We start from the raw sequence: 26,346 nt of genomic DNA, 5'->3' as shown, positions 1-26,346 counted from the left end.
GGCTACTAGCTTTGATTCCTCACCTGCCGGGATGAGGGAGAACGTCCAGATGAACCGCAAGACCCTGGTGCTGCCGGCCGTCGTCGGCCTGCTCGCCCCCGTGCTCGCCGCCTGCGGCAGCACGGACAGCGGCGCCGGTGGCAACGGAGCCATCGTCGTCGGCACCACGGACCAGCTCGTGGCCTCCAAGGAGAACCCCGCGCCGCTCGACCCGGCCATCGGCTACGAAGCGGGCGTCTGGAACGTCCTGCGGCAGACCGTGCAGACCCTGACCACGGTGCCGGGCGGAGGCGGCGAGCCGGTGCCCGAGGCCGCCCGCAGCTGCACCTTCACCGACACCGCGAACGAGAGCTACCGCTGCACCCTGCGGGCGGGGCTCACCTTCGCCGACGGGACTGCCGTCACCGCCGAGGACGTGAAGCACTCCATCCAGCGCGTCATCGACATCGACGCGGACAGCGGGCCGGTCGGACTGCTCGCCAACATCGACATGATCGAGACCAAGGGCGACGACCAGGTGATCTTCCACCTGAACACGCCCGACGCGACCTTCCCGTACAAGCTCGCCACCCCCGCCGCCGGCATCGTCCCGAAGGGGCAGTACCCGGCGAAGGAGGGGCGCGCCGGCTTCCAGGTGAACGGCTCCGGCCCGTACACCATGAAGCCGCGGGTCGAGGACGGCCGGGTCGTCAAGATCGCCTTCACCAGGAACCCGTCGTACAAGGGTGAGCTCAAGGTCCTCAACGACAAGGTCGAGATGGACCTGTTCCCCGACGCCGAGGCCATGGGCAGGGCGCTCGACGAGGAGAAGATCCACATGATGACCCGGGCGATGTCGCCCCAGCAGGCCCGCGACATGCTCGTGGAGCCGGAGGAGGGCATCGAGCTCACCGAGCTGCCCGGCCTGGCCATCAGCTACGTCGGGTTCAACACCAAGGACCCCGCGGTCAGCAAGCCCGTCCGGCAGGCCATGGCGCAGATCGTCGACCGGGGCGCGATCGCGGGCAAGGTGTACGGCACCACCGCCGAACCGCTCTACTCGCTGATCCCGTCCAGCATCGCCGGGCACACCAACGCCTTCTTCAACAAGTACGGCGAGCCCAGCACAGCCAAGGCCCGGGCGATCCTCGACGACGCCGGGATCAAGACGCCGGTGAAGTTCACCCTGCACTACACCAGTGACCACTACGGCCCGGCCACCGCCGAGGAGTTCAAGGCGATCCAGCGGCAGCTGAACAGCTCGGGCCTCTTCGACGTCTCCGTCCGGGGCAAGGAGTGGTCGCAGTACCGCCCCGAGCAGAAGCGCGGCGACTACGCGGCCTACGGCATGGGCTGGTTCCCCGACTTCCCGGACCCGGACAACTACACCGCGCCCTTCCTGGACGAGAACAACTTTCTCAACTCGCCCTACCGGTCGCGCGAGGCGCAGAGGGTCCTCATCCCGGAGTCCCGCCGCGAGACCGACCGCACGGCCGCCGCCGCCACCTACGAGAAGCTCCAGGACATCGTCGCCACCGATGTGCCGGTGCTGCCGATCTGGCAGGGCAAGCAGTACGTGGCATCGCGCGACGGGATCGCCGGTGTGGAGCGCTCCGTCAGCGCCACCTCCGAACTCCAGCTCTGGGAGCTCAACCGGCCCAGCGTCTGAGCCCGGCCGGAAAGCCGCCCGGCCCATCCCCTCCTGTTCCAAGGACGGGACCGGGCCGGACGGCTTCGTCGTGCGCGTGTGCCTGCGTGGCCGCTACTGCGCGCCGGGACGCACCAGCCCGCTCTCGTACGCGTACACCGCGGCCTGCACCCGGTCGCGCAGGCCCAGCTTCGTCAGCACGTGGCCCACATGTGTCTTCACCGTCGTCTCGCTGACGAACAGATCCGCGGCGATCTCCGCGTTGGACAGCCCCCGCGCCACCAGCTTCAGCACCTCGACCTCACGGTCCGTCAGCGTGTGCAGGGCGTCCGGCACCGGGTCCTCACCGGACGGCAGGTGATCCGCGTACTTGTCCAGCAGCCGGCGCGTGATGCTCGGCGCGAGCATCGCCTCGCCCGCCGCCACCACCCGGATCGCCTGCACCAGCTCCGCGGCCGGAGCGTCCTTCAGCAGGAAGCCGCTCGCCCCGGCGCGCAGCGCCTCCACCACGTACTCGTCGAGATCGAAGGTGGTCAGCACCAGCACCTTCGCCGGGCCGTCCTTCCCGGGGCCGGTGATCTGACGCGTGGCCTCCACGCCGTCCATCCGCGGCATCCGGATGTCCATCAGCACCACATCGGGCTGCAGCGCCCGCACCTGATCGATGGCCTGCAGACCGTCACCGGCCTCACCGACCACCGCCAGATCGCCCTCGGCCTCCAGAATCATCCGGAAACCGGTGCGCAGCAGAGGCTGGTCATCGACCAGAAGGACGCGGATCGCCACAGGAACTCCTTAAGGGCCCTCAAGGGCCACGGCACGGCCGGCCTCGGCCTGGACCGGTCCCATTCTGCCCTGGCCATCCTCACCCGGATCCGCAGGGCGGACCGACAGCGGGTATACCGGGGGAGTCCCACCGAATTCCGGACACACCGCCTGGTGGTCGCACCAGCCGCACAGCTTCGTCGGCCGGGGCCGCCAGTCTCCGGTCTCCGTCGCCAGCGAGATCGCGTCCCACAGCGCCAGCAGCTTGCGCTCCACCCGCTCCAGGTCCGCCACCACCGGGTCGTACGTCAGCACGTCCCCGCTGCCCAGATAGACCAGCTGGAGCCGGCGCGGAACCACGCCCTTCAGCCGCCAGATCACCAGCGCGTAGAACGTCATCTGGAACAGCGGACCGTCGGAATACTCCGGCCGCGGCGCCTTCCCCGTCTTGTAGTCGACGATCCGGACCTCGCCGCTCGGCGCGACGTCCACCCGGTCGATCACCCCGCGCAGCCGCAGCCCCGACTCCAGCTCCGTCTCGACGAACAGCTCACGCTCCGCCGGCTCCAGACGCGTCGGGTCCTCCAGCGAGAACCACCGGTCCACCAACCGCTCCGCCTCACCCAGCCAGCGCGTCAGACGCTCCCCCTCGGTGTCCCCGGCGAACAGCCCGGTCAGCTCCGGCTTCGACTCCAGCAGCCGGTCCCACTGGCCGGGAATCAGCGCCCGCGCCCGCGGCGCCGTCCGGTCGGCCGCCGGGGCGTCGAAGAGCCGCTCCAGCACCGCATGGACCAGCGTGCCGCGGGTAGCCGCCTCGCTGGGCTTCTCCGGCAGCTTGTCGATGACCCGGAAGCGGTAGAGCAAGGGACACTGCATGAAATCGCTCGCCCGCGACGGCGACAGGGACGAAGGCGGCTGAGGCGGCCGCGGCACGGAAGTCATGTCTGAAGACCCTACGGCCCGCCACTGACAGCGAGCGGCATACCATCGACGGCAGACCCTCGCACACTGCATGATCGTGGCCAACGCCACTCACCGAACCGAAGGGACCCCGTGGACGACAGCGGCGACAGCGGGCGGCCGCAGCCCGGCGCAGGGGGAACGGCCCCCGGCACCGATCCCGACAACGGCAAGCCGAAACGTCCTGCCGAGCCGGGCGGCGGCCTCCTCATGGGCCGGCCCTTCGGCGTGCCCGTCTACGTCGCCCCCAGCTGGTTCGTCGTCGCCGCGCTGATCACCTGGGTGTTCGGCGGCCAGCTCGACCGTGTGCTGCCCGAGCTGGGCGCCGCCCGCTACCTCGTCGCCCTGTTCTTCGCCATCGCCTTCTACGCCTCCGTGCTCGTCCACGAACTGGCCCACACGGTCGCCGCGCTGCGCTACAAGCTCCCGGTCCGCCGCATCCAACTCCAGTTCTTCGGCGGCGTCTCGGAGATCGAGAAGGAGAGCGAGACACCCGGCCGCGAGTTCGTCCTGGCCTTTGTCGGACCGCTTCTGTCCCTGGTCCTCGGCGGCGTCTTCTACGGCGCGATGCAGTTCGTCGAGCCCGGCACGGTCCCCGGCGTCCTGGTCGCGGGCCTGATGATCTCCAACCTCATCGTGGCCGCCTTCAACCTGCTGCCCGGCCTGCCGCTGGACGGCGGCCGGATGCTCCGCGCCGTCGTCTGGAAGATCACCGGCAAGCCCATGAGCGGCACCATCGCCGCCGCCTGGGTCGGCCGCGGCCTCGCCGTCGTCGTCCTCGTCGGACTGCCGCTGCTCACCCACACCGGAGCACTCGGCGGCACCGCCCAGGACATCGGTGGCGTCGAGACCGTCATGGACGCGCTGCTCGCCGCGATCCTCGCGGGCATCATCTGGACCGGCGCCGGGAACAGCCTGCGCATGGCCCGCCTCCGCGAGCACCTGCCCGACCTCCGGGCCCGCACCCTGACCCGCCGCGCCGTCCCCGTCGAATCCGCCACCCCGCTCTCCGAAGCGCTGCGCCGGGCCAACGAGGCGGGCGCCCGCGCCCTGGTCGTCGTCGACGGACAGGGCAACCCCAAGGGCGTCGTCCGCGAGGCCGCCATCGTCGGCGTCCCCGAACACCGCCGCCCCTGGGTCGCCGTCAGCGGCCTCGCCCAAGACCTCACCGACGGCATGAAGGTCCCCGCGGAACTGGCCGGCGAGGCCCTCCTGGACCGGCTCAAGGCCACCCCCGCCACCGAATACCTGGTCGTCGAGGAGACCGGCGAGATCTACGGAGTCCTCTCCACCGCCGACGTGGAGCGCGCCTTCGTCAAGGCCATGGCCCGCCCCGGCGCCTGACGGCCCTCCCGGGCGGTCGGCGGCCCGGGAATCCCCGGTAGGCTGGTCACATGTCTGAACCGACCGGTGCCGCCCGCCGACGTGGGCCCTTCAAGGTCGGGGACCAGGTACAGCTCACCGACCCCAAGGGCCGCCACTACACCTTCACGCTCGAAGCCGGAAAGAACTTCCACACCCACAAGGGTTCTTTCCCGCACGACGAGCTGATCGGTGCTCCCGAGGGCAGTGTTGTCCGCACCACGGGAAACGTCGCCTATCTCGCGTTGCGCCCCCTGCTCCCCGACTACGTCCTGTCCATGCCCCGCGGCGCCGCCGTGGTCTACCCCAAGGACGCCGGCCAGATCCTGGCCTTCGCCGACATCTTCCCCGGCGCCCGCGTCGTGGAGGCCGGGGTCGGATCCGGCTCGCTCAGCACCTTCCTGCTGCGCGCCATCGGTGAGCAGGGCATGCTGCACTCCTACGAGCGCCGCGAGGACTTCGCCGAGATCGCCCAGCAGAACGTCGAGCGCTACTTCGGCTCCCCGCACCCGGCCTGGCAGCTGACCGTCGGCGACCTCCAGGACAACCTCTCCGACACCGACGTCGACCGCGTCGTGCTGGACATGCTCGCGCCCTGGGAGTGCCTGGAGGCCGTCTCCAAGGCCTTGGTGCCCGGCGGCATCCTCTGCGCCTACGTCGCCACCACCACCCAGCTCTCGCGCACCGTCGAGTCCATCCGCGAGATCGGCTGCTTCGCCGAACCGCAGCCCTGGGAGTCGATGATCCGCAACTGGCACGTGGAGGGCCTCGCCGTCCGCCCCGACCACCGGATGATCGGCCACACCGGCTTCCTGGTCACCGCCCGCCGCCTCGCGGACGGAGTCGAGCCGCCGCTGCGCCGCCGCCGCCCGTCCAAGGGCGCCTACGGCGACGACTACGACGGACCCGGCAGCCAGAGCCGCGGAGGCTCCGCCGCCGACCGCGGCTGATCCGTCCAACGTACCGGCGCCGCCGCGCAGTTCCCCGACCGACCGGGGAACTGCGCGGCGGCGCCTTTTCGTTGCCCCCGCCGTTCCGCCCCGGTGTGAGGTGTGGCACGATGCTGGCCACCCCTCGGAGGTGTCCCCACCCCCTCACCGGGCTTCCAGGAACCATCAGGAGACGTACCGCGTGCAGACCCCCGCGCTCCCGGACCTCGCCCACACCGCCGCCAAGCCGATGCACTGGCTCGCCACGGCCGCGGCGATGGCCGGGGTCGTCGCGCTGGCCGGGCTGCTCCAGCCCCGTGCGGCCACGGCGACCGCCACGGCCCCCGAGCAGCGGACCACCGCGCGGCACGGCGCCCCGGCGCCCGCTCCCGACCCGGCCGGCGTGGAGTTCCCGCTGGAGTGCGGCGGTGCCGGGACGACCGTCGCGAAGAAGGCCTCCGGGGACCTCGACGGCGACGGGCGGCCGGAAACCGTCGCCGTGGTGCACTGCGCCGCCGGATCGGGGACCCCGCCCGGCGGCATCTACGTCCTGACACGGAGCAGCGGGGCCGCACCCAGGGTCGTGGCGACCCTGGTGGACCCCGCTGACAGGAAGACCGTCGGGGACTTCGCCGTACGCGACGGCCTCGTCTCGGCGACCCTGCTCGGCTACTCCTCGCTCGACGTGCCCCGCTGCTGCCCCGACCAGGAGGAACAGGCCTCCTGGCGGTGGAAGGGGAAGGCCTTCGTCCGCACCTCCGGGGACCTCGCGCGCAGCGTCTGAGCACGCACCGCGGGGCTCCGGCCGGCGTCGGGGCGCCAGCCCCCGTACCGGCTAGTCGGCGTCGGGGCCGTACACCTCGACGCTGTCCTTGACACGCCGCACGTGGATGCAGTCCCCGGGGCACTCCTTGGCCGAATCGACGACGTCCTGGAGGAGCGGCAGCGGCACCGGAGTGGTCGCCCCCGGGCTCTGGAGGAGCTCGTCGTCGCCGCTCTTCACATAGGCCAGGCCGTCGATGTCCAGCTCGAAGACATCGGGGGCGTACTGCACACAGATGCCGTCGCCCGTACAGAGGTCCTGGTCGATCCAGACCTCCAGGTCCTGCGTGTCACTGTCGCCCGGCGAGTCCTGCTGCACGGTCATGTGTCCTGCCGTTCCTGCGTATCTGAACCAATTGGAGCCAGCCCTGACGGGTGTTGAACAGTTCGACGATACAACCGGCGGCTTTCCGGTGCCGAAGGGTGGGTATTCCCTTGACGTGAGGGAGAGCGCAAGGGTGAAGATCGGACACGCCCCGCAGTCTTTGTGATCTAGGGGTTTCAATCACCACCCACCCAGGTAGGGTCAGGAAGCGTCCAGCTCCCCATGGAGGAGGTGAGGACCGTGGCAGCCCACGACGACGACATCAACCGCGGCATCCGGCCCGCGCGAGGGTCAGAAGACCCAGCCGGCCAGGTTGCCTATCTCGAGCAGGAAATCGCCGTCCTGCGACGTAAGCTCGCCGACTCTCCGCGTCACTCGAGGGTTCTCGAAGAGCGGATCGTCGAGTTGCAGACGAACCTGGCAGGCGTGTCCGCACAGAACGAGCGGCTCGCCAACACGCTCCGTGAGGCGCGTGACCAGATCGTGGCCCTCAAGGAGGAGGTCGACCGGCTCGCGCAGCCGCCGGCCGGCTTCGGCGTCTTCCTTCAGGCCAACGAGGACGGCACCTGCGACATCTTCACCGGGGGCCGCAAGCTCCGGGTGAACGTCAGCCCCAGTGTCGAGCTCGAGGACCTCCGGCGTGGCCAGGAGGTCATGCTCAACGAAGCGCTCAACGTGGTCGAGGCCATGCAGTTCGAGCGCGCCGGGGACATCGTCACCCTCAAGGAGATCCTTGAGGACGGCGAGCGCGCCCTGGTGGTCGGGCACACCGACGAGGAGAGGGTGGTGCGGCTCGCCGAGCCGTTGCTGGACATCACCATCCGCTCCGGCGACGCCCTGCTCCTGGACTCCAGGTCGGGTTACGTCTACGAGGTGGTCCCCAAGAGCGAGGTCGAGGAGCTCGTCCTCGAAGAGGTCCCGGACATCGACTACGACAAGATCGGCGGCCTGGGCGACCAGATCGAGCTGATCCGCGACGCGGTCGAGCTTCCGTACCTGCACCCCGACCTCTTCAAGGAGCACGAGCTTCGCCCGCCGAAGGGCATCCTGCTCTACGGTCCGCCCGGCTGTGGCAAGACCCTCATCGCCAAGGCCGTCGCCAATTCGCTCGCCAAGAAGGTCGCCGAGGTCACCGGGCAGCCCACGGGGAAGAGCTACTTCCTCAATATCAAGGGCCCCGAGCTCCTCAACAAGTACGTCGGCGAGACCGAGCGGCACATCCGCCTGGTCTTCCAGCGTGCGAGGGAGAAGGCGAGCGAGGGCACCCCCGTCATCGTCTTCTTCGACGAGATGGAGTCCCTCTTCCGCACCCGCGGCAGCGGCGTCAGCTCGGACGTGGAGAACACCATCGTCCCGCAGCTGCTCGCCGAGATCGACGGTGTGGAGGGCCTGGAGAACGTCATCGTCATCGGCGCCTCCAACCGCGAGGACATGATCGACCCCGCCATCCTGCGCCCCGGCCGTCTCGATGTGAAGATCAAGATCGAGCGTCCGGACGCCGAGGCGGCGAAGGACATCTTCGCGAAGTACCTGACCCCGGGGCTCCCGCTGCACGCGGACGACCTGGCCGAGCACACCGGCTCCCGGCCGGCCGCCGCCCACGCCATGATCCAGTCCGTCGTGGAGCGGATGTACACGGAGTCCGAGGAGAACCGCTTCCTGGAGGTCACCTACGCCAACGGCGACAAGGAAGTCCTGTACTTCAAGGACTTCAACTCCGGCGCGATGATTCAGAACATCGTCGACCGGGCAAAGAAAATGGCCATCAAGGCATTCCTGGAACAGGGCCAGAAGGGGCTGCGGGTCGCTCATCTCCTGCAGGCCTGCGTGGACGAGTTCAAGGAGAACGAGGACCTGCCGAACACGACCAACCCGGACGACTGGGCCAGGATTTCCGGCAAGAAGGGTGAGCGGATCGTCTTCATCCGCACACTCGTCACCGGAAAGCAGGGTGCGGACACCGGCCGTTCCATCGATACGGTGGCCAATACCGGCCAGTACCTGTAATACGCGGACCGGCTGCGGAAGCCCCCAGGGGCCTCCGCAGCCGGTTTCATTCCCCCGTTCCGGCCTTGCCGGAGCAATGTCGTAATTGATCTCCCCACCGGCGCAGAGGCGCTCTAGGCTCTGCGGTACCGCCGAGTCGCGCAGTGCGGTGACGGGCATCGCATACGCACCGGACTCAGCAGCGGTACTTGAGCGTCGTTCCCGGAGGGGCCGGCGCCGGGCAAGGAGGGCCGCATGACCGTACGGCGAGTAATGGGCATCGAGACGGAGTACGGGATCTCCGTCCCCGGCCACCCCAACGCCAATGCCATGCTCACCTCGTCCCAGATCGTCAACGCCTACGCGGCGGCGATGCACCGGGCGCGCCGCGCCCGCTGGGACTTCGAGGAGGAGAATCCGCTGCGTGACGCGCGAGGCTTCGACCTCGCCCGGGAGACCGCCGACTCCAGCCAGCTGACCGACGAGGACATCGGCCTGGCCAACGTCATCCTCACCAACGGCGCCCGGCTGTACGTCGACCACGCGCACCCCGAATACAGCTCTCCGGAGATCACCAATCCGCGCGACGCGGTGCTCTGGGACAAGGCCGGCGAACGGATCATGGCGGAGGCCGCGGAGCGGGCGGCCGCCATCCCGGGCGCACAGCCGATCCACCTCTACAAGAACAACACCGACAACAAGGGCGCCTCCTACGGCACGCACGAGAACTACCTCATGCAGCGGGAGACGCCGTTCTCGGACATCGTGCGCCATCTGACGCCGTTCTTCGTCTCCCGCCAGGTCGTCACGGGCGCGGGCCGGGTCGGCATCGGCCAGGACGGCAACGAGCACGGCTTCCAGATCAGTCAGCGCGCCGACTACTTCGAGGTCGAGGTCGGTCTGGAGACCACGCTCAAGCGCCCCATCATCAACACCCGGGACGAGCCGCACTCCGACGCCGAGAAGTACCGCCGGCTCCATGTGATCATCGGCGACGCCAACCTCTCGGAGATCTCCACCTATCTCAAGCTCGGCACCACGTCCCTGGTGCTGTCCATGATCGAGGACGCCTTCATCAACGTCGACCTCGCGGTCGACCAGCCCGTGCGCACCCTGCACCAGGTCTCCCACGACCCCGGCCTCCGGCAGCTGATCACGCTCCGCAGCGGCCGGACACTCACCGCGGTCCAGCTCCAGATGGAGTACTTCGAACTGGCCCGCAAGTACGTCGACGAGCGGTACGGCGCGGACGCCGACGAGCAGACCAAGGACATCCTGACCCGCTGGGAGGACACCCTCAACCGCCTGGAGACCGATCCGATGAGCCTGGCGGGCGAGCTGGACTGGATCGCCAAGCGGGAGCTCATGGAGGGCTACCGCCGCCGTGACGCGCTGGACTGGGACGCGCCCCGGCTGCATCTGGTGGATCTCCAGTACGCGGACGTACGGCCCGACAAGGGCCTCTACAACCGTCTGGCGGCCCGCGGGAAGATGAAGCGCCTCCTGGACGAGGACGAGGTCACCAGGGCCCGTACGAAGCCCCCGGAGGACACCAGGGCCTACTTCCGCGGGCGCTGCCTGGAGCAGTACGCCGACGACGTCGCGGCGGCCTCGTGGGACTCGGTGATCTTCGACCTGCCGGACCGCGACTCCCTGCAGCGGGTGCCCACCCTGGAACCGCTGCGCGGCACGAAGGAACACGTCAAGGACCTGCTGGACCGCTGCCGGACGGCGGAGGAGCTGGTCCGGGTGCTGTCGGGCGGCTGAAAGGCCTCCGGGCTGGGAATCAATCACCTGAGGCGCGGGCGTTGCATCAACTACCGGGTCAAATGTCGGACCCCGTGGGTAGGGTCTGATCAAGAGCTTCGATTGCTTCGAACCGAGCGGGGTGAGCTACATGGCGACCAAGGACACCGGCGGCGGACAGCAGAAGGCGACACGTTCCACCGAGGAGACCGAGGAGCAGGCGCAGGACGCGCAGGCGTCCGAGGACCTCGCGGAGCGTCAGGAGAAGCTGAGCGACGACGTCGACTCGGTCCTGGACGAGATCGACGACGTCCTGGAAGAGAACGCCGAGGACTTCGTTCGGTCCTTCGTTCAAAAGGGTGGACAGTAGTTCATCAATGTGAACGCCTGAGTGGGTTCCGGGTGCTCACGCGGACATGCGCAGGCAACGGGGGAGAGGGGTGACGGCGTGCGCCACGGCGTGCGCCGTCACCCCGCCCGCCGATCCGGGGGCCGGTTCCCGGTCCCGCCGGATCGGTGCGGATAACCCCCTCCGAACATGTGGATCACTCCCGCCTGGCGGGTAGGGTCCGTGGCGTACGTGCTTCAACGGCAATTCGGCCATCGGCAAGTTGGGGGATGATCCTGACTCTCTTGCGCAGGGCCATCGCATACCTGGAGGGAAACGCGTGGAAGCCAACACTCGTAGCACCGGGCGTCTACCAGCTGCCTTCCTGACGCCGGGTTCGTCCTCGTTCATGGACTTCCTGTCCGACCAGTCGCCCGAGATGCTCCCGGGCAATCGGAGCCTGCCGCCGCTCAAGGGGGCCATCGAGGCGCCGCACGGGACGACCATCGTCTCGGCGTCCTTCCCCGGTGGCGTGGTCCTGGCCGGCGACCGGCGCGCCACCATGGGCAACATGATCGCCTCGCGCGACATGCAGAAGGTCTTCCCGGCCGACGAGTACTCCGCGGTGGGCATCGCCGGCACCGCCGGACTGGCTGTGGAGATGGTCAAGCTGTTCCAGCTGGAGCTGGAGCACTTCGAGAAGGTCGAGGGCGCCCAGCTCTCCCTGGAGGGCAAGGCCAACCGCCTCTCCACCATGATCCGCGGCAACCTCGCCATGGCCATGCAGGGCCTCGCGGTGGTGCCCCTCTTCGCCGGCTACGACGTCGACCGCGAGAAGGGCCGCATCTTCTCCTACGACGTCACCGGCGGCCGTACCGAGGAGAGCGGCTACGCGGCCACCGGCTCCGGGTCGATCTTCGCCCGCAACGCGATGAAGAAGCTCTACCGCGAGGACCTGACGGAGGAACAGGCCCTCACCCTGGTCGTGCAGGCGCTGTACGACGCAGCGGACGACGACTCGGCGACCGGCGGCCCCGACGTGGCGCGCCGCATCTTCCCGATCGTCACCGTCATCACCGACGAAGGCTTCCGGAGGCTGACCGACCAGGAGTCCTCCGAGATCGCGCGCGCCATCCTGGAGCGCCGACTCGAGCAGCCCGACGGCCCGCGCGCCGCGCTGCTCTGACCCCAGCCTCCCGACGCACTCGTCACTGACAGAAAGGGACGGATAGCCGGTGTCGACGCCGTTCTATGTCTCACCCCAGCAGGCCATGGCCGACCGGGCGGAATACGCCCGCAAGGGCATCGCCCGTGGTCGCAGCCTCGTTGTGCTGCAGTATGCCGACGGCATTGTGTTCGTCGGCGAGAACCCGTCCCGCGCACTGCACAAGTTCAGCGAGATCTATGACCGGATCGGCTTCGCGGCCGCCGGCAAGTACAACGAGTACGAGAACCTCCGCATCGGCGGCGTGCGCTACGCCGATCTGCGCGGATACACCTACGACCGGGACGATGTGACGGCCCGTGGGCTGGCCAACGTCTATGCCCAGACGCTCGGCACCATCTTCTCCAGCGCGGCCGAGAAGCCGTACGAGGTGGAGCTGGTGGTCGCCGAGGTCGGCAGCGCGCCCGAGGGTGACCAGATCTACCGGCTGCCGCACGACGGTTCGATCGTGGACGAGCACGGCTCGGTCGCGGTCGGCGGCAACTCCGAACAGATCAGCACCTTCCTCGACCAGCGCCACCGCGACGGCATGACCCTCGCCGAGGCGCTCAAGCTGGCCGTCCAGGCGCTCTCGCGGGAGCCGGGCGGCGGCGAGCGGGAGATCCCCGCGGAGCGCCTGGAGGTCGCGGTCCTGGACCGCACCCGCCCCCAGCAGCGCAAGTTCAAGCGGATCGTCGGCCGTCAGCTGGCCCGGCTGCTGGACACGGAGACCGCCGGCAGCACGCCGACGGACGCCCCGTCCGACACCGAGGACACCGACAGCACGGACGGCACGGAGAGTGCCGGCAGCACTCCCGACTCCACGGAGGAGACGGAGAAGTAGCGCGGCGGCAGGACAGCGCCCCCGGGTCCCGGCCCGGGGGCACCGTCATGTCCGGGCGGCGGGCGGCGGTGCCGTGGAGCCGCGTACGACCAGCCTGACCGGCAGACCGCCCGGATCGGCGGGGCGGCCCTCCAGCACCGCGAGCAGCGCCTCCATGCCCCGCTCCCCGACCTGCTCCGCCGGCAGCCGCACCGTGGTCAGCTCCGGCTCCAGCGCCGTGGCCAGTGCCAGGTCGTCGAATCCGGTGACCGACAGTTCGTCCGGCACCCGCAGCCCGAGCCTGCGGGCCGCCTTGCAGGCCCCGGCGGCGAGAATGTCGTCGTCGCAGATGATCGCGGTGGGCCGGTCCCCGACGGCCGAGAGGGCCTGTTCGGCCGCCTCGCGCCCCGCCCGTACGTCCAGCGGGGCACGCACCGTGCGCACCGTCGCGTCCCCCGCGGCTTTCAGGGCCTGGTGCAGCGCCCCGGCGCGTACCGCGAACGTCCAGGTGTCCACGGCGGACGCCAGATGCAGGAAGCGGCGGTGGCCGAGCCCCAGCAGATGTTCCGTCACCTGCCGCATCCCGTCGGCGATGTCGAGGTTCACATGGGCGGCGGGCCCGGTGTCCGAGGGGTCGCTGTCCAGCATCACCAGCGGCAGATCCGCCCCGTGCAGCGCGCCCAGCGCGTCGGCTGCCATCGAGGACGCGATGACCCCGTCGAGCGCGGCGCGGGCCGAGGCGAACGGGTCCCGCGCCGGGCCCGTGCCGTCGGGCGAGGGGTAGAGCACCACGCCGAAGTCGTGCTCGGCGGCGAGCTCCGCCGCCCCGGCGTACACCCGCGCGAAGAACTCGTTGGTGAGCGCGGGCACCACCAGCAGCGCGGTCCTGGTGCGGCCGAGCCGCAGGCTGCGGGCCGCCAGATTGGGCCGGTAGCCGATCTCCGCCGCGGCGTCCCGGACCCGCTGGGCCGTGGTCTCCGACACCCTGCCCGGCCACTTCTCGCCGAGCACCAGGGAGACCGTCGCCTGGGAGACGCCCGCCGCACGGGCCACGTCGCGGCTGGTGGGCCGGGCGGGGACGGGCTGCTGCGCGCTGGTCACTCGTGCCTCCGTGCGGGATGTTTCCGTAACGCCGCGAGGTGGACCCGCGAACTGCGCACATGGTACGTATGAGCCTCGACGTTATACGTAACACCTCGGGGGCGGCGCAGCCGGTCGGGGCGGAGAGGGGCGGACATGGCCGCGGGATATCTGGACATCCTCCGGGCGCGGCATGCCGCGCGGCTGCTGACGGGCACCCTGGTGGGGCGGCTGCCCAACGGCACCGCGCACATCGCGATCGTGCTGTTCACCCGGGCGGAGGGCGGCAGCTACACCCTGGCCGGCGCGCTCGCCGCCGCCTACGGTCTTGCCACCGCCGTCGGGCAGCCGCTGCTCGGCCGGGCGGTCGACCTCCACGGGCAGCCGCGCGTCCAGTTCCCGGCCGCCGTGGTCTCCGCGCTCGGAATGTCCCTGCTGGCCTTCACCGGCCTCTCCTCGCTCCCGCTGGCCTACCTGGCCGTCATCATCGCCGGAGTCGCCACACCGCCGCTGGAGGGCGGTCTGCGGGCCCTGTGGCCCAGCGTCCTCAAGGGTGAGGGCCAGGTGCACCGGGCCTACGCCATGGACGCCGTGGCGCAGGAGATCATGTTCACCGTCGGCCCGCTCCTGGTGACGCTGCTCGTCTCGCTCTGGTCGCCCGCCGCCGCGCTGCTCGTCATCAACGCCATCGGTGTCCTCGGCGCCCTCTCGGTGGTCCTGTCCGAGCCCTCGCGCACCTGGCGCTCCGCGCCCCGTGAGGCACACTGGCTCGGCGCCCTGCGCTCGCCCGGACTCCTCGCCCTGCTCGGCGCGTTCTTCTTCGTCGGGCTCGCCCTCGGCTCCATCACGGTGGCCGGGGTGGCGTACGCGGACGACCACGGCCGGGAATCGGTGTACGGGTGGCTGATGGCCGCACTCGGGCTCGGCGCGCTGATCGGCGGCCTCGGCTACGGGGCGCGGCAGTGGGCCGGCGCCCCCGAGAAACGGCTGCGGGTCATCGTCGGGCTGCTGGCACTGGGCTATCTGCCGTTGACGCTCACCCCCTCGGTGCCCGTCATGAGCGCCCTCGCCGCCCTCGCCGGAGTGTTCCTCGCACCGGCCATCGCCTGCTCCTTCATCGTGGTCGACCGGCACGCCCCGCGCGGCACCGTGACCGAGGCGTTCTCCTGGCTCGTCACCACGTTCGGTGTGGGCGCGGCGGCCGGCACGGCGGTAGCGGGACCGGCCGTCGAACTCGGCTCGACCGCCTGGAGCTTCGCCGTCGCCGGGGCCGGGGGAGTGGCCGCCCTGGTGGTCCTCCTGGCCACCGGGAACGTCCTCACGCCCCCCTCCCGTACGCCCGCCGTCGTGACGGGATCGGAAAATGATCGAAACGGAGCCGTCGAACCCGGTTTCAGCTCAGGCCATAAGGCGTAATGTTCAGTCATGGACCGCCGCATTTTCGGGCTGGAGAACGAGTACGGCGTCACGTGCACGTTCAGGGGACAGCGCCGACTGTCACCTGACGAAGTGGCGCGCTACCTCTTCCGCCGTGTTGTGTCATGGGGCCGCAGCAGCAATGTCTTTCTGCGGAACGGCGCCCGCCTCTACCTCGACGTGGGATCGCATCCGGAATATGCAACCCCCGAATGCGACAACGTGACCGAACTGGTCACGCACGACAAGGCGGGCGAGCGCATTCTGGAAGGCCTGCTCGTCGACGCCGAACGCCGCCTGCACGAGGAGGGAATCGCGGGCGACGTCTATCTCTTCAAGAACAACACCGACTCGGCGGGAAACTCCTACGGCTGCCACGAGAACTACCTCGTCGCCCGCCACGGAGAATTCTCCCGGCTCGCGGACATCCTCATTCCGTTCCTCGTCACCAGGCAGCTGATCTGCGGTGCGGGCAAGGTGCTCCAGACCCCGCGCGGCGCGGTCTACTGCGTCAGCCAGCGTGCCGAGCACATCTGGGAGGGCGTCAGCTCCGCGACCACCCGCTCCCGGCCGATCATCAACACCCGCGACGAACCCCACGCCGACGCCGAGCGGTACCGCCGTCTCCACGTCATCGTCGGTGACTCGAACATGTCCGAGACGACCATGCTGCTCAAGGTCGGCGCCACCGACCTGGTGCTCCGCATGATCGAGGCGGGCACGGTGATGCGCGACCTGACCCTGGAGAACCCGATCCGGGCGATCCGCGAGGTCAGCCACGACCTCACCGGGCAGCGCAAGGTGCGCCTGGCCAACGGCCGGGAGGCCTCGGCCATCGAGGTCCAGCGGGAGTACTACGAGAAGGCCGTGGACTTCGTCGAGCGCCGTGGCATCCGCACCGGCACCGTCGACCAGGTCCTGGAGCTGTGGGGCCGCACCCTGGACGCGATCGAGGCCGAGGACCTCGACCGGATCGGCACCGAGATCGACTGGGTCATGAAGTACAAGCTCATCGAGCGGTACCGGGCCAAGCACAACATGACCATGTCGAATCCGCGGGTCGCCCAGATAGACCTCGCCTACCACGACATCCACCGCCGCCGAGGCCTCTTCTACCTCCTGGAGCGCAAGGGGCAGACCGCCCGCATCTGCAACGACCTGAAGATCTTCGAGGGCAAGTCGGTGCCCCCGCAGACCACCCGGGCACGGTTGCGCGGCGACTTCATCCGCAGGGCCCAGGAGCAGCGGCGGGACTTCACCGTCGACTGGGTCCACCTCAAGCTCAACGACCAGGCGCAGCGCACGGTGTTGTGCAAGGACCCGTTCCGTTCCGTGGACGAGCGGGTGGAGAAGCTGATCGCCGGTATGTGAGCCGACGTCACCGCGGCACGGCCCCGGCCCCCAGGACCCACCGGTCCTGGGGGCCGGGGCCGTCCGTGCGGGGTCCGGCCCCCAGCGAATCAAAGGGCCTAGAGTGTTGCGGGACCGATTCACCGTGCCCCCTGAGATCTGAGGAACCAGTGCGCCGAATTGCCGGCCTTCTCGTCGCCCCCCTCCTGCTGCTGACAGCAGTGGCGTGCGGCAGCGACGACAAGGCCTCCGACTCCGCCTCGTCCAAGAACGGCGTCCCCGCGATCACCGCGGGCGCCAAGTTCGGCGAGAAGCCCACCCTCTCCAAGGGTGAGGGTGACCCGCCCAAGGAGCTGAAGACCGACGTCATCAGCGAGGGGGACGGCGCGAAGCTCAAGAACGGCGACGCGATCCAGGTCAACTACCTCGGCCAGGCGTGGGACTCCACCAAGCCGTTCGACAACAGCTTCGACCGCAAGCAGCCCTTCGACCTCACGCTCGGCGCAGGCATGGTCATCCAGGGCTGGGACAAGGGCCTGGTCGGCCAGAAGGTCGGCAGCCGCGTCGAGCTGGTCATCCCGCCGGAGCTCGGCTACGGCGAGCAGGGCCAGGGCGACATCAAGCCCAACGCCACGCTCGTGTTCGTCGTCGACATCCTGAAGGCCACCCAGATCCCGGCCTCCGCCAAGGGCACCGAGGTCGCCCAGGACAACATCGACCTGCCCAAGGTCGGCGTCAAGACCGACGGCAAGGCCCCGACGGTCACCATCCCCAAGGGTGACCCGCCGAAGAAGCTCGTCTCCAACTACGTCCTGGAGTCCGACGGCGAGGTCGTCAAGGAGTCCGACAGCGTCGTCGTGAACTACGTCGGCATGATCTGGAAGGGCGCCAAGGAGTTCGACAACACGTACACCACGGGCAAGACCCAGACCTTCCCGCTGTCCCAGGTCACCCTCAAGGGCCTGAAGAACGGCCTGACCGACAAGAAGGTCGGCAGCCGGGTGCTGCTCGTCATCCCGCCGGACCAGGCCTTCGGAGACCAGCAGCAGCAGGCCATCCCGAAGAACTCCACCCTGGTCTTCGCCGTGGACATCCTCGCCAAGGTGTAAGACTGTCCCGGTTGTCCAGTTCATCATTTAGAGGAGCAGTTCAGTGAGCATCGAGAAGCCCGAGGTCGACTTCCCGGGTGGCGAGCCGCCGGCCGACCTGCAGATCAAGGACATCTGGGAGGGCGAGGGCGCGGTGGCCCAGGCCGGCCAGACCGTCTCCGTCCACTACGTGGGCGTGGCCTTCTCCACCGGCGAGGAGTTCGACGCCTCCTGGAACCGCGGCACCCCGCTGCGGTTCCAGCTCGGTGCCGGTCAGGTCATCTCCGGATGGGACCAGGGCGTGCAGGGCATGAAGGTCGGCGGTCGCCGCGAGCTGATCATCCCCGCGCACCTCGCCTACGGCGAGCGCGGCGCCGGCGGCAAGATCGCCCCGGGCGAGACGCTGATCTTCGTCTGCGACCTCGTAGCGGTCTGATCCGTTCCGGTCGCGCGTGTGAGGGCCCCCGCCGCACGGCGGGGGCCCTCACCGCTCTCCGGCTGGTGGCCCGCCTTTTGGTTCCCAGAACCCCGGGGCGGTACGGTCGACGGTCGTAGAGCAACAAGAGAAAGGGCGTCGATGGCGATTGCCAAGGCCGAGCGGTTGATGAACCTCGCGCTGTGCCTGCTGGGGACCCGGCGCCCACTCAGCAAGCGCGAACTCCGCGGATCCATCGAGGCCTACCTGGAAGCGGGCTCCGACGACTCCTTCAACCGGATGTTCGAGCGCGACAAGGACGATCTGCGCGAGCTCGGCCTCGTCATCGAGACCGTCGAGAACCTCGACGGCGACACCGGATACCTGGCCCGCCGCGACAGCAACCGGCTGCCCCCCATCACCCTGGACGCCGAGGAGGCCGCGGCCCTCGGCCTCGCCGCCAAGGTCTGGCAGCAGGCCCGCCTCGCCGGAGCAGCGAGCGGCGCCCTCCAGAAGCTGCGGGCCGCCGGAATGCCGGAGGCCGAGGACGCCTACGAGGTCCACAGCGCCCTCGAACCCCGCATCCCCGTCCACGAGGCCGCCTTCGAGCCCCTGATGCTGGCCTGCCGCGACCGGCGCCCCGTCACCTTCGACTACCGCAAGGCCAACTCCGCCCGCCCCGAGCAGCGCCAGGTCGAACCCTGGACCCTCGAATGCTGGCGCGGCCACTGGTATCTGGCGGGCTGGGACCGCGAGCGCGGCGCCGAACGCGTCTTCCGGCTCTCCCGCATCACCGGCAAGGTCCGCTCCCGCGCCGGGGCCTTCAGCGCCGAGGTGCCCGACGTCGTCACCGTCCGCGAGACCGTCGAGAGCTGGGCCGGCGAGACCGCGACCCGTACCGCCCGGATCAGGCTGCGCGCCGGAGCCGGCTACCCGCTGCGGTCGCGCGCGATAGCCGTGAGGGAACGCGGCGACGGCTGGGACGAGCTGGAGATCCCGTACGGGCACGGACTCGACGCCTGGCTCGTCGAGTTCGGCCCGGATGTTGTCGTGGAGGAACCCGCCGATCTGCGGGCCGATGTGGTGGACCGGCTCCGCGCCGTGGCCAAGGACTAGGGGCAGGGAAACGATGGCCACGAACGCGATCGACCAGACCCGCCGGATGCTTTCCCTGGTGACGTATCTGCGCGAGCGCCCCGGCGCCCACGTCCAGGACGTGGCACGGGCCTTCGGGATCACCGAGGACGAGCTGATCTCCGACCTCGACGTCCTGCCCATGTGCGGCACCAGCTTCCGCGGCGGCGACCTCCTCGACATCGACACCGACGGCGACCGGATCTGGTGGCACAACCCGGACGACGTCGCCGAGCCGCTCCGCCTCGCCGCCGACGAGGCCACCGCGCTGCTCGTCGCGGCCCGCGCCGTCGCCACCCTGCCCGGCCTGCGCGAGAGCGACCGGCTCGCCCTCGTGCGCGCCACCGCCAAGCTGGAGACGGCCGCCGGCGAGTCCGGCGCGGCCAGCTCCCGCCTCTCGGTGACCTTCGAGGCGGAGGGCGGCGTCTTCGCCGACGTCGACCGGGCCATCTCCGAGCGCCGCCGGCTCTGGCTGCGCTACTACTCGCCCGCCCGCGACGAACTCACCGAGCGCGAGGTCGACCCGATCCGGCTCTTCGCCGTCGGGCACACCTATATGGAGGGCTGGTGCCGGCTCTCCGAGGCCCGCCGGACCTTCCGGCTGGACCGGGTCGCCGAGATCCGCCTCCTCGACGCCCCCGCCGCCCCGCCCGAGCTGGAGCTGCGCGACCTGTCCGCGGGGCTGGTCCAGCCCGCCGCCGAGGACCCGGAAGTCGTCATCGAGGTCGGCACCGGCGGCCGCTGGGTCGCGGAGTACTACCCGCACGACTCCGCCGAGGAGCTCCCCGACGGCGGTCTGCGGATCACCCTGCGCACCCCGGACCCGGCCTCCCTGCGCCGGCTCGCCCTGCGCCTCGGCGGCGAGGGCCGCATCGTCACGCCGCCGGAACTCGCGGACAGCGCCCGCGAGGCCGCCCGCGAGGCACTCGCCGCCTACGAGGACGCGGTCTGAGACCCGAGGAGGGGACACAACGATGAACCGGACGCCCCTGTTCCCGGCCACCACCGGGATCCGCCCGGCGCCCCTGCCCGGCGCCGGACCCGTCCCGGTGCCCGTACCCGCCGCCGTACGCTTCCGGGCCGCCTGCCCCGACTGCCGCGGGCGCTTCGAGCTGGCCGCCGCGGCACTGCGCCTCGCGATCGGCGCCACCAGCCGCACCACCTTCTACACCTTCACCTGCCCCGAGTGCGGCGCCTCGGTCCGCAAGCCCGCCGGGGAGCGCATCATCGAACTGCTCACCGGCGGCGGCGTGCGGACGCTGCGCCTGCACACCGCGCTGTAGCGGCCCGGCCACCGCGCCCGTTGGAAGCGACGTGGCAAGTCCTGTAGGAAGCCCCGTAGGAAGAGGCACCGCCGTATGTTCTGGCCCATGCTCGCCATCGCCCTCGGATTCCTGGGCATCACCGTGCTCGGCGTCCTGGGCATCAAGGTCTTCGTCGAGGCCCAGCGTCTCGGCCGACAGGTCACGGTCACCACGGAGCGGATCAACCGGGCGTCCGAGGACCTCGAACGGGCGGCCGGCCGCCTCGCGGCCACCGGCGAAGGCCTGCGATAACGGCTCCTGAGACCTGATGTTCGACCGCACCGGGGGGTACGCTGCATGGGTCGGCCCAGGCAGGGAGGTGCGGGTCGCAAGCAGGAGTACGCACGGGCATTGCCTCGCGTTTACCCCTGCGGGTTACGATCGCTGCCAAGCGCAACGATCGGACGTATGCCCGGTCGAACGGGTAGCGAGCCCACCCTCCAGCCGCCTCAGTGAGAAGGAAGTCGCACATGATCGGCAATCTGAAGCCCCTCGAGATCGTTCTGATCATCGCTGTCATCCTGCTGCTCTTCGGTGCCAAGAAGCTTCCCGACATGGCGCGCTCGCTCGGCAAGTCGGCCCGCATCCTCAAGAGCGAGGCCAAGGCCATGAAGAAGGACGACGCGACGACCGCGGCGCCCACGACGGAGACCGTCGAGGACCCGACGCCCCCGCAGTCCACCACCGCGCGCACCATCCAGGCCGCTCCGGGAGACGTCACCAGTTCCCGCCCGGTCAGCGAGGCCAAGCCCACCACCCAGAGCTGACAGCTGACGCGCTCCGCCGACAGCCGCCGCACGAGACGAGGGAAGTGGGTTGCTCAAGTCTGCCCGCAAGCAGGAGAAGGACGACGAGGGGCGGATGCCTCTCCTCGATCACCTGCGTGAGCTGCGTAACCGGCTGCTGAAGGCCGTGCTGGCGATCGTCGTGGTGACGATCGTGGCAGCGTTCTTCCAGAAGGAGATCTACGACTTCCTTCTGCGCCCCCTGCTCGAATCCGTCGGATGCAAGGACGGCGTGGTCGTCGCCGTCAACGGCAAGCCCTGCGCACTGCTGAAGACCAACACCCTGCTGGCGCCGTTCACCAACGCCCTCAAGGTCGCCCTGATGTCCGGCGTCCTGCTGGCGACTCCGGTCTGGCTGTACCAGCTGTGGGCCTTCGTGGCCCCCGGGCTGCACCAGGGTGAGAAGCGCTACGCCTACGCCTTCGCCATCGTGGGCGCGCCCCTCTTCCTCTCCGGCGCCTACCTCGCGTACGCGATCCTGCCGCAGACCGCCGAGATCATGCTCGGGTTCAGCCCCGAGAACGTGCAGAACCAGATCGAGCTCGACAGCTATCTGGATCTGCTGGTCCGCATGGTGATCGTCTTCGGCATCGCCTTCGAGCTGCCGCTGCTCCTCATCGCGCTGAACATGACCGGTGTCGTCTCCGGCAAGCGGATGCTCGGCTGGTGGCGCGGGATGATCGTGGGCCTCACCGCTTTCGCGGCCATCGCGACCCCCGGTGGCGAACCGGTTTCCATGCTGCTTCTCGCCGGCCCGCTCGCGGTCCTCTACTTCATCGCCGTCGGCTTCTCCCTGCTGAACGACAAGCGGCGCAACCGCAAGAACCCCGACGCCGAGCTCAGCGACGACGAGGCATCGGATCTCGATCTGACGCCCGAGCCCGTCGGCAGCATCGAGAGAGTCTCCGGCTCCCGCCCCGCACTTCCGGGGCAGGCGTCCGGCGAGACGGACGGTCCCGGATCGCGCCGGCTGAACGGTTACGACGACATCACCTGACCTTGTAGGGTCCGGCGGGTGACCAGCGAGATCACCCTCTTCGTCAATCCCACCGCAGGACGCGGCCGGGGCGCGCACGCCGCGCAGCCGGCCGCTTCCGCGTTGCGGGACGCCGGATTCTCCGTCCGTACGGTGCTGGGCGAGGACGCCGACGACGCCCTGCGCCGGGCCCGCGAGGCCGTCGCGGCGGGGACCGGGGCACTGATAGCCGTGGGCGGGGACGGGCTGATGTCCCTCGCCCTCCAGGCCGTCGCCGGGACCGCCACCCCGCTCGGCGTCGTCGCCGTCGGCACCGGAAACGACTTCGCCCGGGCGCTGGGGCTGCCGATACGTGACCCGGCCGCCGCCGGACGGCTGGCCGCGCGGGCGCTCAAGCAGGGCGGTCACCGCGACATCGACCTCGGGCGGGTCGGGGACCGCTGGTTCGGCTCGGTCCTCGCCTCCGGCTTCGACTCCCGGGTCAACGACCGGGGCAACCGGATGCGCTTCGTCGGCGGCCGGTTCACGTACGACCTCGCGATCCTCGCCGAGCTGGCCGCCTTCCGGCCGATCCCGTACCGCATCCGGCTCGACGGGGGAGAGGCCACCGAGATCGAGGCCACGCTCATCGCGGTCGGCAACGGAACCACGTACGGCGGGGGCATGCGGATCTGTGCCGACGCCGAGATGGACGACGGGCTCTTCGACGTGACCGTGGTGGGGCGGTGCACCCGCACCACGCTCCTCAAGGTCTTCCCGAAGGTCTACCGGGGCACGCACCTGGGCCACCCCGCCGTCACCGTGCACCGGGTCTCCTCGATCGAGCTGGCGGCGGCCGGGGTCACGGCGTACGCGGACGGTGAACCGCTGGGCGCGCTGCCGCTCACCGCCACCTGCGTACCGGGTGCCGTACGGGTGCTCACCGGGCCCCGGGCCGGCGCTGACCGGGCCCCGGGCGAGGGAACAGCCAAGGGCATTTAAAGATCGCGCTGAGTGTCGGAGGTGGCGGGTAGGCTCGTAGCCAAGATGACAGAGGACCTCTCACCAGCTGAGCGATACCAGGCTTCTCGGGACCGTGCGGCCGAGATGGCGACGGCCCTCGGGCCCTTCCGCGAGATGTACGAGTTCGGTCTGGACCCGTTCCAGATCGAGGCCTGCCAGGCCCTGGAAGCGGGCAAGGGGGTGCTGGTCGCGGCCCCCACCGGGTCGGGCAAGACGATCGTCGGCGAGTTCGCCGTGCATCTGGCCCTGGAGCAGGGCCGCAAGTGCTTCTACACCACACCGATCAAGGCGCTCTCCAACCAGAAGTTCGCCGATCTGGTCAAGCGCTACGGCGCCGACAAGGTCGGTCTGCTGACCGGCGACAACAGCGTCAACTCCGAGGCGCCGGTGGTCGTGATGACCACCGAGGTCCTGCGGAACATGCTGTACGCGGGCTCCCAGTCGCTGTCCGGACTCGGCTATGTGGTCATGGACGAGGTGCACTACCTCTCCGACCGCTTCAGGGGCGCGGTGTGGGAGGAAGTGATCATTCACCTCCCGGAGTCGGTGACGCTGGTCTCCCTGTCGGCGACCGTCTCCAACGCGGAGGAGTTCGGCGACTGGCTGGACACCGTGCGCGGCGACACCGAGGTGATCGTCTCCGAGCACCGCCCGGTGCCGCTCTGGCAGCACGTGATGGCCGGCCGCAAGATGTACGACCTCTTCGAGGAGGCGACCGACCACGGCGGCCGGGGCGCCGGACGGCGTGAGGTCAACCCCGACCTGGTCCGTCTCGCCCGGCAGGAGAGCCAGAACGTCTACAACCCCCGGGACCGCCGCCGGGGCAAGATGGTGCGCGAGGCCGACCGTGAGCGCGAGAGGCGTCAGCGCGGCCGGATCTGGACGCCCGGCCGGCCCGAGGTCATCGACCGGCTGGACAACGAGGGCCTGCTCCCCGCCATCACCTTCATCTTCAGCCGGGCCGGCTGCGAGGCCGCCGTCCAGCAGTGCCTGTACGCAGGGCTGCGGCTCAACGACGAGGACAAGCGCCGGCTGGTCCGGGAGATCGTCGAGGAGCGGACCGCGTCCATCCCCGGCGAGGACCTGCACGTCCTGGGCTACTACGAGTGGCTCGAAGGACTGGAGCGGGGTATCGCCGCGCACCACGCGGGCATGCTGCCGACCTTCAAGGAAGTCGTCGAGGAGCTGTTCGTCCGCGGTCTGGTGAAGGCCGTCTTCGCCACCGAGACGCTGGCGCTCGGCATCAACATGCCCGCGCGTTCCGTGGTGCTGGAGAAGCTCGTCAAGTGGAACGGCGAGCAGCACGCCGACATCACCCCCGGCGAGTACACCCAGCTCACCGGCCGGGCCGGACGCCGCGGCATCGATGTCGAGGGCCACGCGGTGGTCCTGTGGCAGCGCGGCCTGGACCCGACGGCGCTGGCCGGCCTCGCGGGCACCCGTACGTATCCGCTGCGCTCCAGCTTCCGCCCCTCGTACAACATGGCGGTCAACCTGGTGCAGCAGTTCGGCCGGCACCGCTCGCGCGAGTTGCTGGAGACCTCGTTCGCCCAGTTCCAGGCGGACAAGTCCGTCGTGGGGATCTCGCGGCAGGTGCAGCGCAACGAGGAGGGCCTGGAGGGCTACCAGGAGGGCATGACCTGCCACCTCGGTGACTTCGAGGAGTACGCGCGTCTGCGGCGCGACCTCAAGGACCGCGAGACGGAGCTGGCCAAGCAGGGCGCGGCGCAGCGGCGAGCGGCGGCGGCCTCCTCGCTGGAGAAGCTGAAGCCCGGGGACGTCATCCATGTGCCGACGGGGAAGTTCGCGGGGCTCGCCCTCGTGCTGGACCCGGGGCTGCCTGCCGGGCGGGCCAACGGGCACCGCGGGTTCGACCACCACGACGGGCCGCGCCCGCTGGTGCTGACCGCCGAACGGCAGGTCAAGCGGCTGGCCTCGATGGACTTCCCGGTGCCGGTGGAGGCGCTGGACCGGATGCGCGTACCGAAGTCGTTCAACCCGCGCTCGCCGCAGTCCCGGCGTGATCTGGCCTCCGCGCTGCGGACGAAGGCCGGGCACATCGTGCCCGACCGGCACCGCAAGGGGCGGGCGCCGGCCGCCGACGACCGCGAGATCGCCCGGCTGCGGACCGAGCTGCGCGCCCACCCGTGCCACGGGTGCGACGAGCGGGAGGACCACGCGCGGTGGGCCGAGCGCTACCACCGGCTGCAGCGGGACACCCAGCAGCTGGAGAAGCGGATCGAGGGGCGGACGAACACGATCGCCCGGACCTTCGACCGGATCGTCGCGCTCCTGACCGAGCTGGACTACCTCCGGGGCAACGAGGTCACCGCGAACGGGCGGCGGCTGGCCCGGCTGTACGGGGAGCTGGATCTGCTCGCCAGCGAGTGTCTGCGCGAGGGTGTCTGGGAAGGGCTCAACCCCGCTGAGCTGGCCGCTTGCGTCTCGGCGTTGGTGTACGAGGCGCGGCAGGCAGATGACGCCGTCGCGCCGAAGCTGCCGTCCGGTCCCGCCAAGGTCGCCATGGGCGAGATGGTGCGGATCTGGGGCCGGCTTGACGCCCTGGAGGAGGACTTCAAGATCAACCAGACGGAAGGGGTCGGGCAGCGCGAGCCCGATCTCGGCTTCGCCTGGGCGGTCTACATGTGGGCCTCCGGCCGGACGCTGGACGAGGTGCTGCGCGAGGCGGAGATGCCGGCGGGGGACTTCGTACGGTGGTGCAAGCAGGTGATCGATGTGCTGGGGCAGGTGGCCGCGGCGGCTCCTCGGGACGCGGGGGAGGGGGCGAGTTCTGTGGCGAAGAACGCGCGCAAGGCGGTGGATGCGGTGTTGCGGGGGGTAGTGGCGTACAGCTCTGTCGGCTGACGCCGGTGCCGGTGCCGTTGCCCTGCGCTGACGGGGGTGGGGCAGGGGTGCGGG

The 26,346-nt window shown here is 70.1% G+C and carries 25 protein-coding genes and 1 pseudogene; 22 read left to right on the top strand and 4 right to left on the bottom strand.

Features of this window, described 5'->3' with window-relative positions; genetic code table 11:
• Nucleotides 1–49 precede the first annotated feature (49 nt).
• Nucleotides 50–1,648, top strand: a complete 1,599-nt coding sequence (locus HET64_RS05445) for an ABC transporter substrate-binding protein (protein ID WP_215102878.1) — start codon at nucleotides 50–52, stop codon at nucleotides 1,646–1,648.
• Nucleotides 1,649–1,741: 93 nt separating this feature from the next.
• On the opposite strand, the gene HET64_RS05440 is transcribed toward HET64_RS05445, so the two are convergent.
• Both HET64_RS05440 and HET64_RS05435 read right to left on the bottom strand, forming a co-directional pair.
• Nucleotides 1,742–2,413: a response regulator transcription factor gene (locus tag HET64_RS05440; protein WP_003970158.1), complete on the bottom strand. Its 672-nt coding sequence runs from the start codon at nucleotides 2,411–2,413 to the stop codon at nucleotides 1,742–1,744.
• A 9-nt stretch (nucleotides 2,414–2,422) separates the two neighbouring features.
• Nucleotides 2,423–3,268, bottom strand: a complete 846-nt coding sequence (locus HET64_RS05435) for a PD-(D/E)XK nuclease family protein (RefSeq protein WP_251144823.1) — start codon at nucleotides 3,266–3,268, stop codon at nucleotides 2,423–2,425.
• A gap of 177 nt (nucleotides 3,269–3,445) precedes the next feature.
• Here HET64_RS05435 and HET64_RS05430 point away from each other — a divergent pair, with 177 nt between their 5' ends.
• The 3 genes from HET64_RS05430 (at nucleotide 3,446) to HET64_RS05420 (ending at nucleotide 6,427) form a co-directional block, all read left to right on the top strand.
• Nucleotides 3,446–4,696 carry a site-2 protease family protein gene (locus HET64_RS05430; RefSeq protein ID WP_215102874.1) on the top strand — a complete coding sequence of 417 codons (1,251 nt, stop codon included), beginning with the start codon at nucleotides 3,446–3,448 and terminating at the stop codon, nucleotides 4,694–4,696.
• Nucleotides 4,697–4,746: 50 nt separating this feature from the next.
• The gene (locus HET64_RS05425; protein ID WP_018959530.1) at nucleotides 4,747–5,664 is read left to right on the top strand and encodes a tRNA (adenine-N1)-methyltransferase; all 918 of its coding nucleotides are present in this window, start codon (nucleotides 4,747–4,749) and stop codon (nucleotides 5,662–5,664) included.
• A 181-nt stretch (nucleotides 5,665–5,845) separates the two neighbouring features.
• Nucleotides 5,846–6,427, top strand: a complete 582-nt coding sequence (locus HET64_RS05420; RefSeq protein ID WP_215102872.1) for a hypothetical protein — start codon at nucleotides 5,846–5,848, stop codon at nucleotides 6,425–6,427.
• Between the two features lie 51 nt (nucleotides 6,428–6,478).
• Here the strand turns inward: HET64_RS05420 and HET64_RS05415 are convergent, their stop codons facing one another.
• Nucleotides 6,479–6,790 (bottom strand): ferredoxin, encoded by a 312-nt coding sequence (locus tag HET64_RS05415; RefSeq protein WP_018959528.1) that lies wholly within the window; start codon nucleotides 6,788–6,790, stop codon nucleotides 6,479–6,481.
• 240 nt (nucleotides 6,791–7,030) lie between these two features.
• Here HET64_RS05415 and arc point away from each other — a divergent pair, with 240 nt between their 5' ends.
• From arc to prcA, 6 genes and pseudogenes are all read left to right on the top strand, one after another.
• On the top strand, nucleotides 7,031–8,797 hold the full coding sequence (arc, locus tag HET64_RS05410; protein WP_215102870.1) for a proteasome ATPase: 1,767 nt from the start codon (nucleotides 7,031–7,033) through the stop codon (nucleotides 8,795–8,797).
• 234 nt (nucleotides 8,798–9,031) lie between these two features.
• Entirely contained in the window at nucleotides 9,032–10,543 is a 1,512-nt protein-coding gene (gene dop / locus HET64_RS05405) for a depupylase/deamidase Dop (protein ID WP_215102868.1), read from the top strand.
• Between the two features lie 130 nt (nucleotides 10,544–10,673).
• Nucleotides 10,674–10,892: a ubiquitin-like protein Pup gene (locus tag HET64_RS05400; protein WP_018515354.1), complete on the top strand. Its 219-nt coding sequence runs from the start codon at nucleotides 10,674–10,676 to the stop codon at nucleotides 10,890–10,892.
• A gap of 158 nt (nucleotides 10,893–11,050) precedes the next feature.
• Nucleotides 11,051–11,239, top strand: a pseudogene (locus HET64_RS38730) (endonuclease domain-containing protein); the annotation flags it as partial.
• A complete protein-coding gene (gene prcB / locus HET64_RS05395) occupies nucleotides 11,191–12,036 on the top strand; it encodes a proteasome subunit beta (RefSeq protein ID WP_215102866.1) in 846 nt (281 codons plus the stop codon). The pseudogene HET64_RS38730 and the gene prcB, both read left to right, overlap by 49 nt.
• A gap of 49 nt (nucleotides 12,037–12,085) precedes the next feature.
• Nucleotides 12,086–12,898, top strand: a complete 813-nt coding sequence (gene prcA / locus HET64_RS05390) for a proteasome subunit alpha (protein ID WP_215102864.1) — start codon at nucleotides 12,086–12,088, stop codon at nucleotides 12,896–12,898.
• 45 nt (nucleotides 12,899–12,943) lie between these two features.
• Here prcA and HET64_RS05385 read toward each other — a convergent pair whose 3' ends face one another.
• Nucleotides 12,944–13,978, bottom strand: coding sequence for a LacI family DNA-binding transcriptional regulator (locus HET64_RS05385; protein ID WP_215102862.1), 1,035 nt, complete (start codon nucleotides 13,976–13,978; stop codon nucleotides 12,944–12,946).
• A gap of 135 nt (nucleotides 13,979–14,113) precedes the next feature.
• Here HET64_RS05385 and HET64_RS05380 point away from each other — a divergent pair, with 135 nt between their 5' ends.
• From HET64_RS05380 to HET64_RS05325, 12 genes are all read left to right on the top strand, one after another.
• On the top strand, nucleotides 14,114–15,373 hold the full coding sequence (locus HET64_RS05380; protein ID WP_215102860.1) for an MFS transporter: 1,260 nt from the start codon (nucleotides 14,114–14,116) through the stop codon (nucleotides 15,371–15,373).
• Nucleotides 15,374–15,382: 9 nt separating this feature from the next.
• Nucleotides 15,383–16,744 carry a Pup--protein ligase gene (pafA, locus tag HET64_RS05375; protein ID WP_215102858.1) on the top strand — a complete coding sequence of 454 codons (1,362 nt, stop codon included), beginning with the start codon at nucleotides 15,383–15,385 and terminating at the stop codon, nucleotides 16,742–16,744.
• Nucleotides 16,745–16,893: 149 nt separating this feature from the next.
• Nucleotides 16,894–17,832 (top strand): FKBP-type peptidyl-prolyl cis-trans isomerase, encoded by a 939-nt coding sequence (locus tag HET64_RS05370; RefSeq protein ID WP_215102856.1) that lies wholly within the window; start codon nucleotides 16,894–16,896, stop codon nucleotides 17,830–17,832.
• 43 nt (nucleotides 17,833–17,875) lie between these two features.
• Nucleotides 17,876–18,247 carry an FKBP-type peptidyl-prolyl cis-trans isomerase gene (locus HET64_RS05365; protein ID WP_215102854.1) on the top strand — a complete coding sequence of 124 codons (372 nt, stop codon included), beginning with the start codon at nucleotides 17,876–17,878 and terminating at the stop codon, nucleotides 18,245–18,247.
• 141 nt (nucleotides 18,248–18,388) lie between these two features.
• Complete coding sequence (locus HET64_RS05360) at nucleotides 18,389–19,342, top strand: YafY family protein (RefSeq protein WP_018959519.1); 954 nt, start codon at nucleotides 18,389–18,391, stop codon at nucleotides 19,340–19,342.
• Between the two features lie 13 nt (nucleotides 19,343–19,355).
• The gene (locus HET64_RS05355; protein WP_215102852.1) at nucleotides 19,356–20,312 is read left to right on the top strand and encodes a YafY family protein; all 957 of its coding nucleotides are present in this window, start codon (nucleotides 19,356–19,358) and stop codon (nucleotides 20,310–20,312) included.
• Between the two features lie 22 nt (nucleotides 20,313–20,334).
• The gene (locus HET64_RS05350) at nucleotides 20,335–20,643 is read left to right on the top strand and encodes a hypothetical protein (RefSeq protein ID WP_215102850.1); all 309 of its coding nucleotides are present in this window, start codon (nucleotides 20,335–20,337) and stop codon (nucleotides 20,641–20,643) included.
• 75 nt (nucleotides 20,644–20,718) lie between these two features.
• Nucleotides 20,719–20,916: a hypothetical protein gene (locus HET64_RS05345; protein WP_215102849.1), complete on the top strand. Its 198-nt coding sequence runs from the start codon at nucleotides 20,719–20,721 to the stop codon at nucleotides 20,914–20,916.
• A gap of 218 nt (nucleotides 20,917–21,134) precedes the next feature.
• A complete protein-coding gene (tatA, locus tag HET64_RS05340) occupies nucleotides 21,135–21,431 on the top strand; it encodes a Sec-independent protein translocase subunit TatA (RefSeq protein WP_215102847.1) in 297 nt (98 codons plus the stop codon).
• 49 nt (nucleotides 21,432–21,480) lie between these two features.
• Nucleotides 21,481–22,446: a twin-arginine translocase subunit TatC gene (gene tatC, locus HET64_RS05335; protein WP_215102845.1), complete on the top strand. Its 966-nt coding sequence runs from the start codon at nucleotides 21,481–21,483 to the stop codon at nucleotides 22,444–22,446.
• Nucleotides 22,447–22,464: 18 nt separating this feature from the next.
• Complete coding sequence (locus HET64_RS05330; RefSeq protein WP_215102843.1) at nucleotides 22,465–23,406, top strand: diacylglycerol kinase; 942 nt, start codon at nucleotides 22,465–22,467, stop codon at nucleotides 23,404–23,406.
• Between the two features lie 45 nt (nucleotides 23,407–23,451).
• Nucleotides 23,452–26,292, top strand: coding sequence for an RNA helicase (locus HET64_RS05325; protein ID WP_215102841.1), 2,841 nt, complete (start codon nucleotides 23,452–23,454; stop codon nucleotides 26,290–26,292).
• Nucleotides 26,293–26,346 lie beyond the last annotated feature (54 nt).

The sequence above is a fragment of the Streptomyces sp. McG3 genome, assembly GCF_018619185.1.
Taxonomy (GTDB): Bacteria; Actinomycetota; Actinomycetes; order Streptomycetales; family Streptomycetaceae; genus Streptomyces.
Note: the sequence above shows the minus strand (reverse complement) of the source record. Positions and strands in the feature narration are given on the sequence as shown.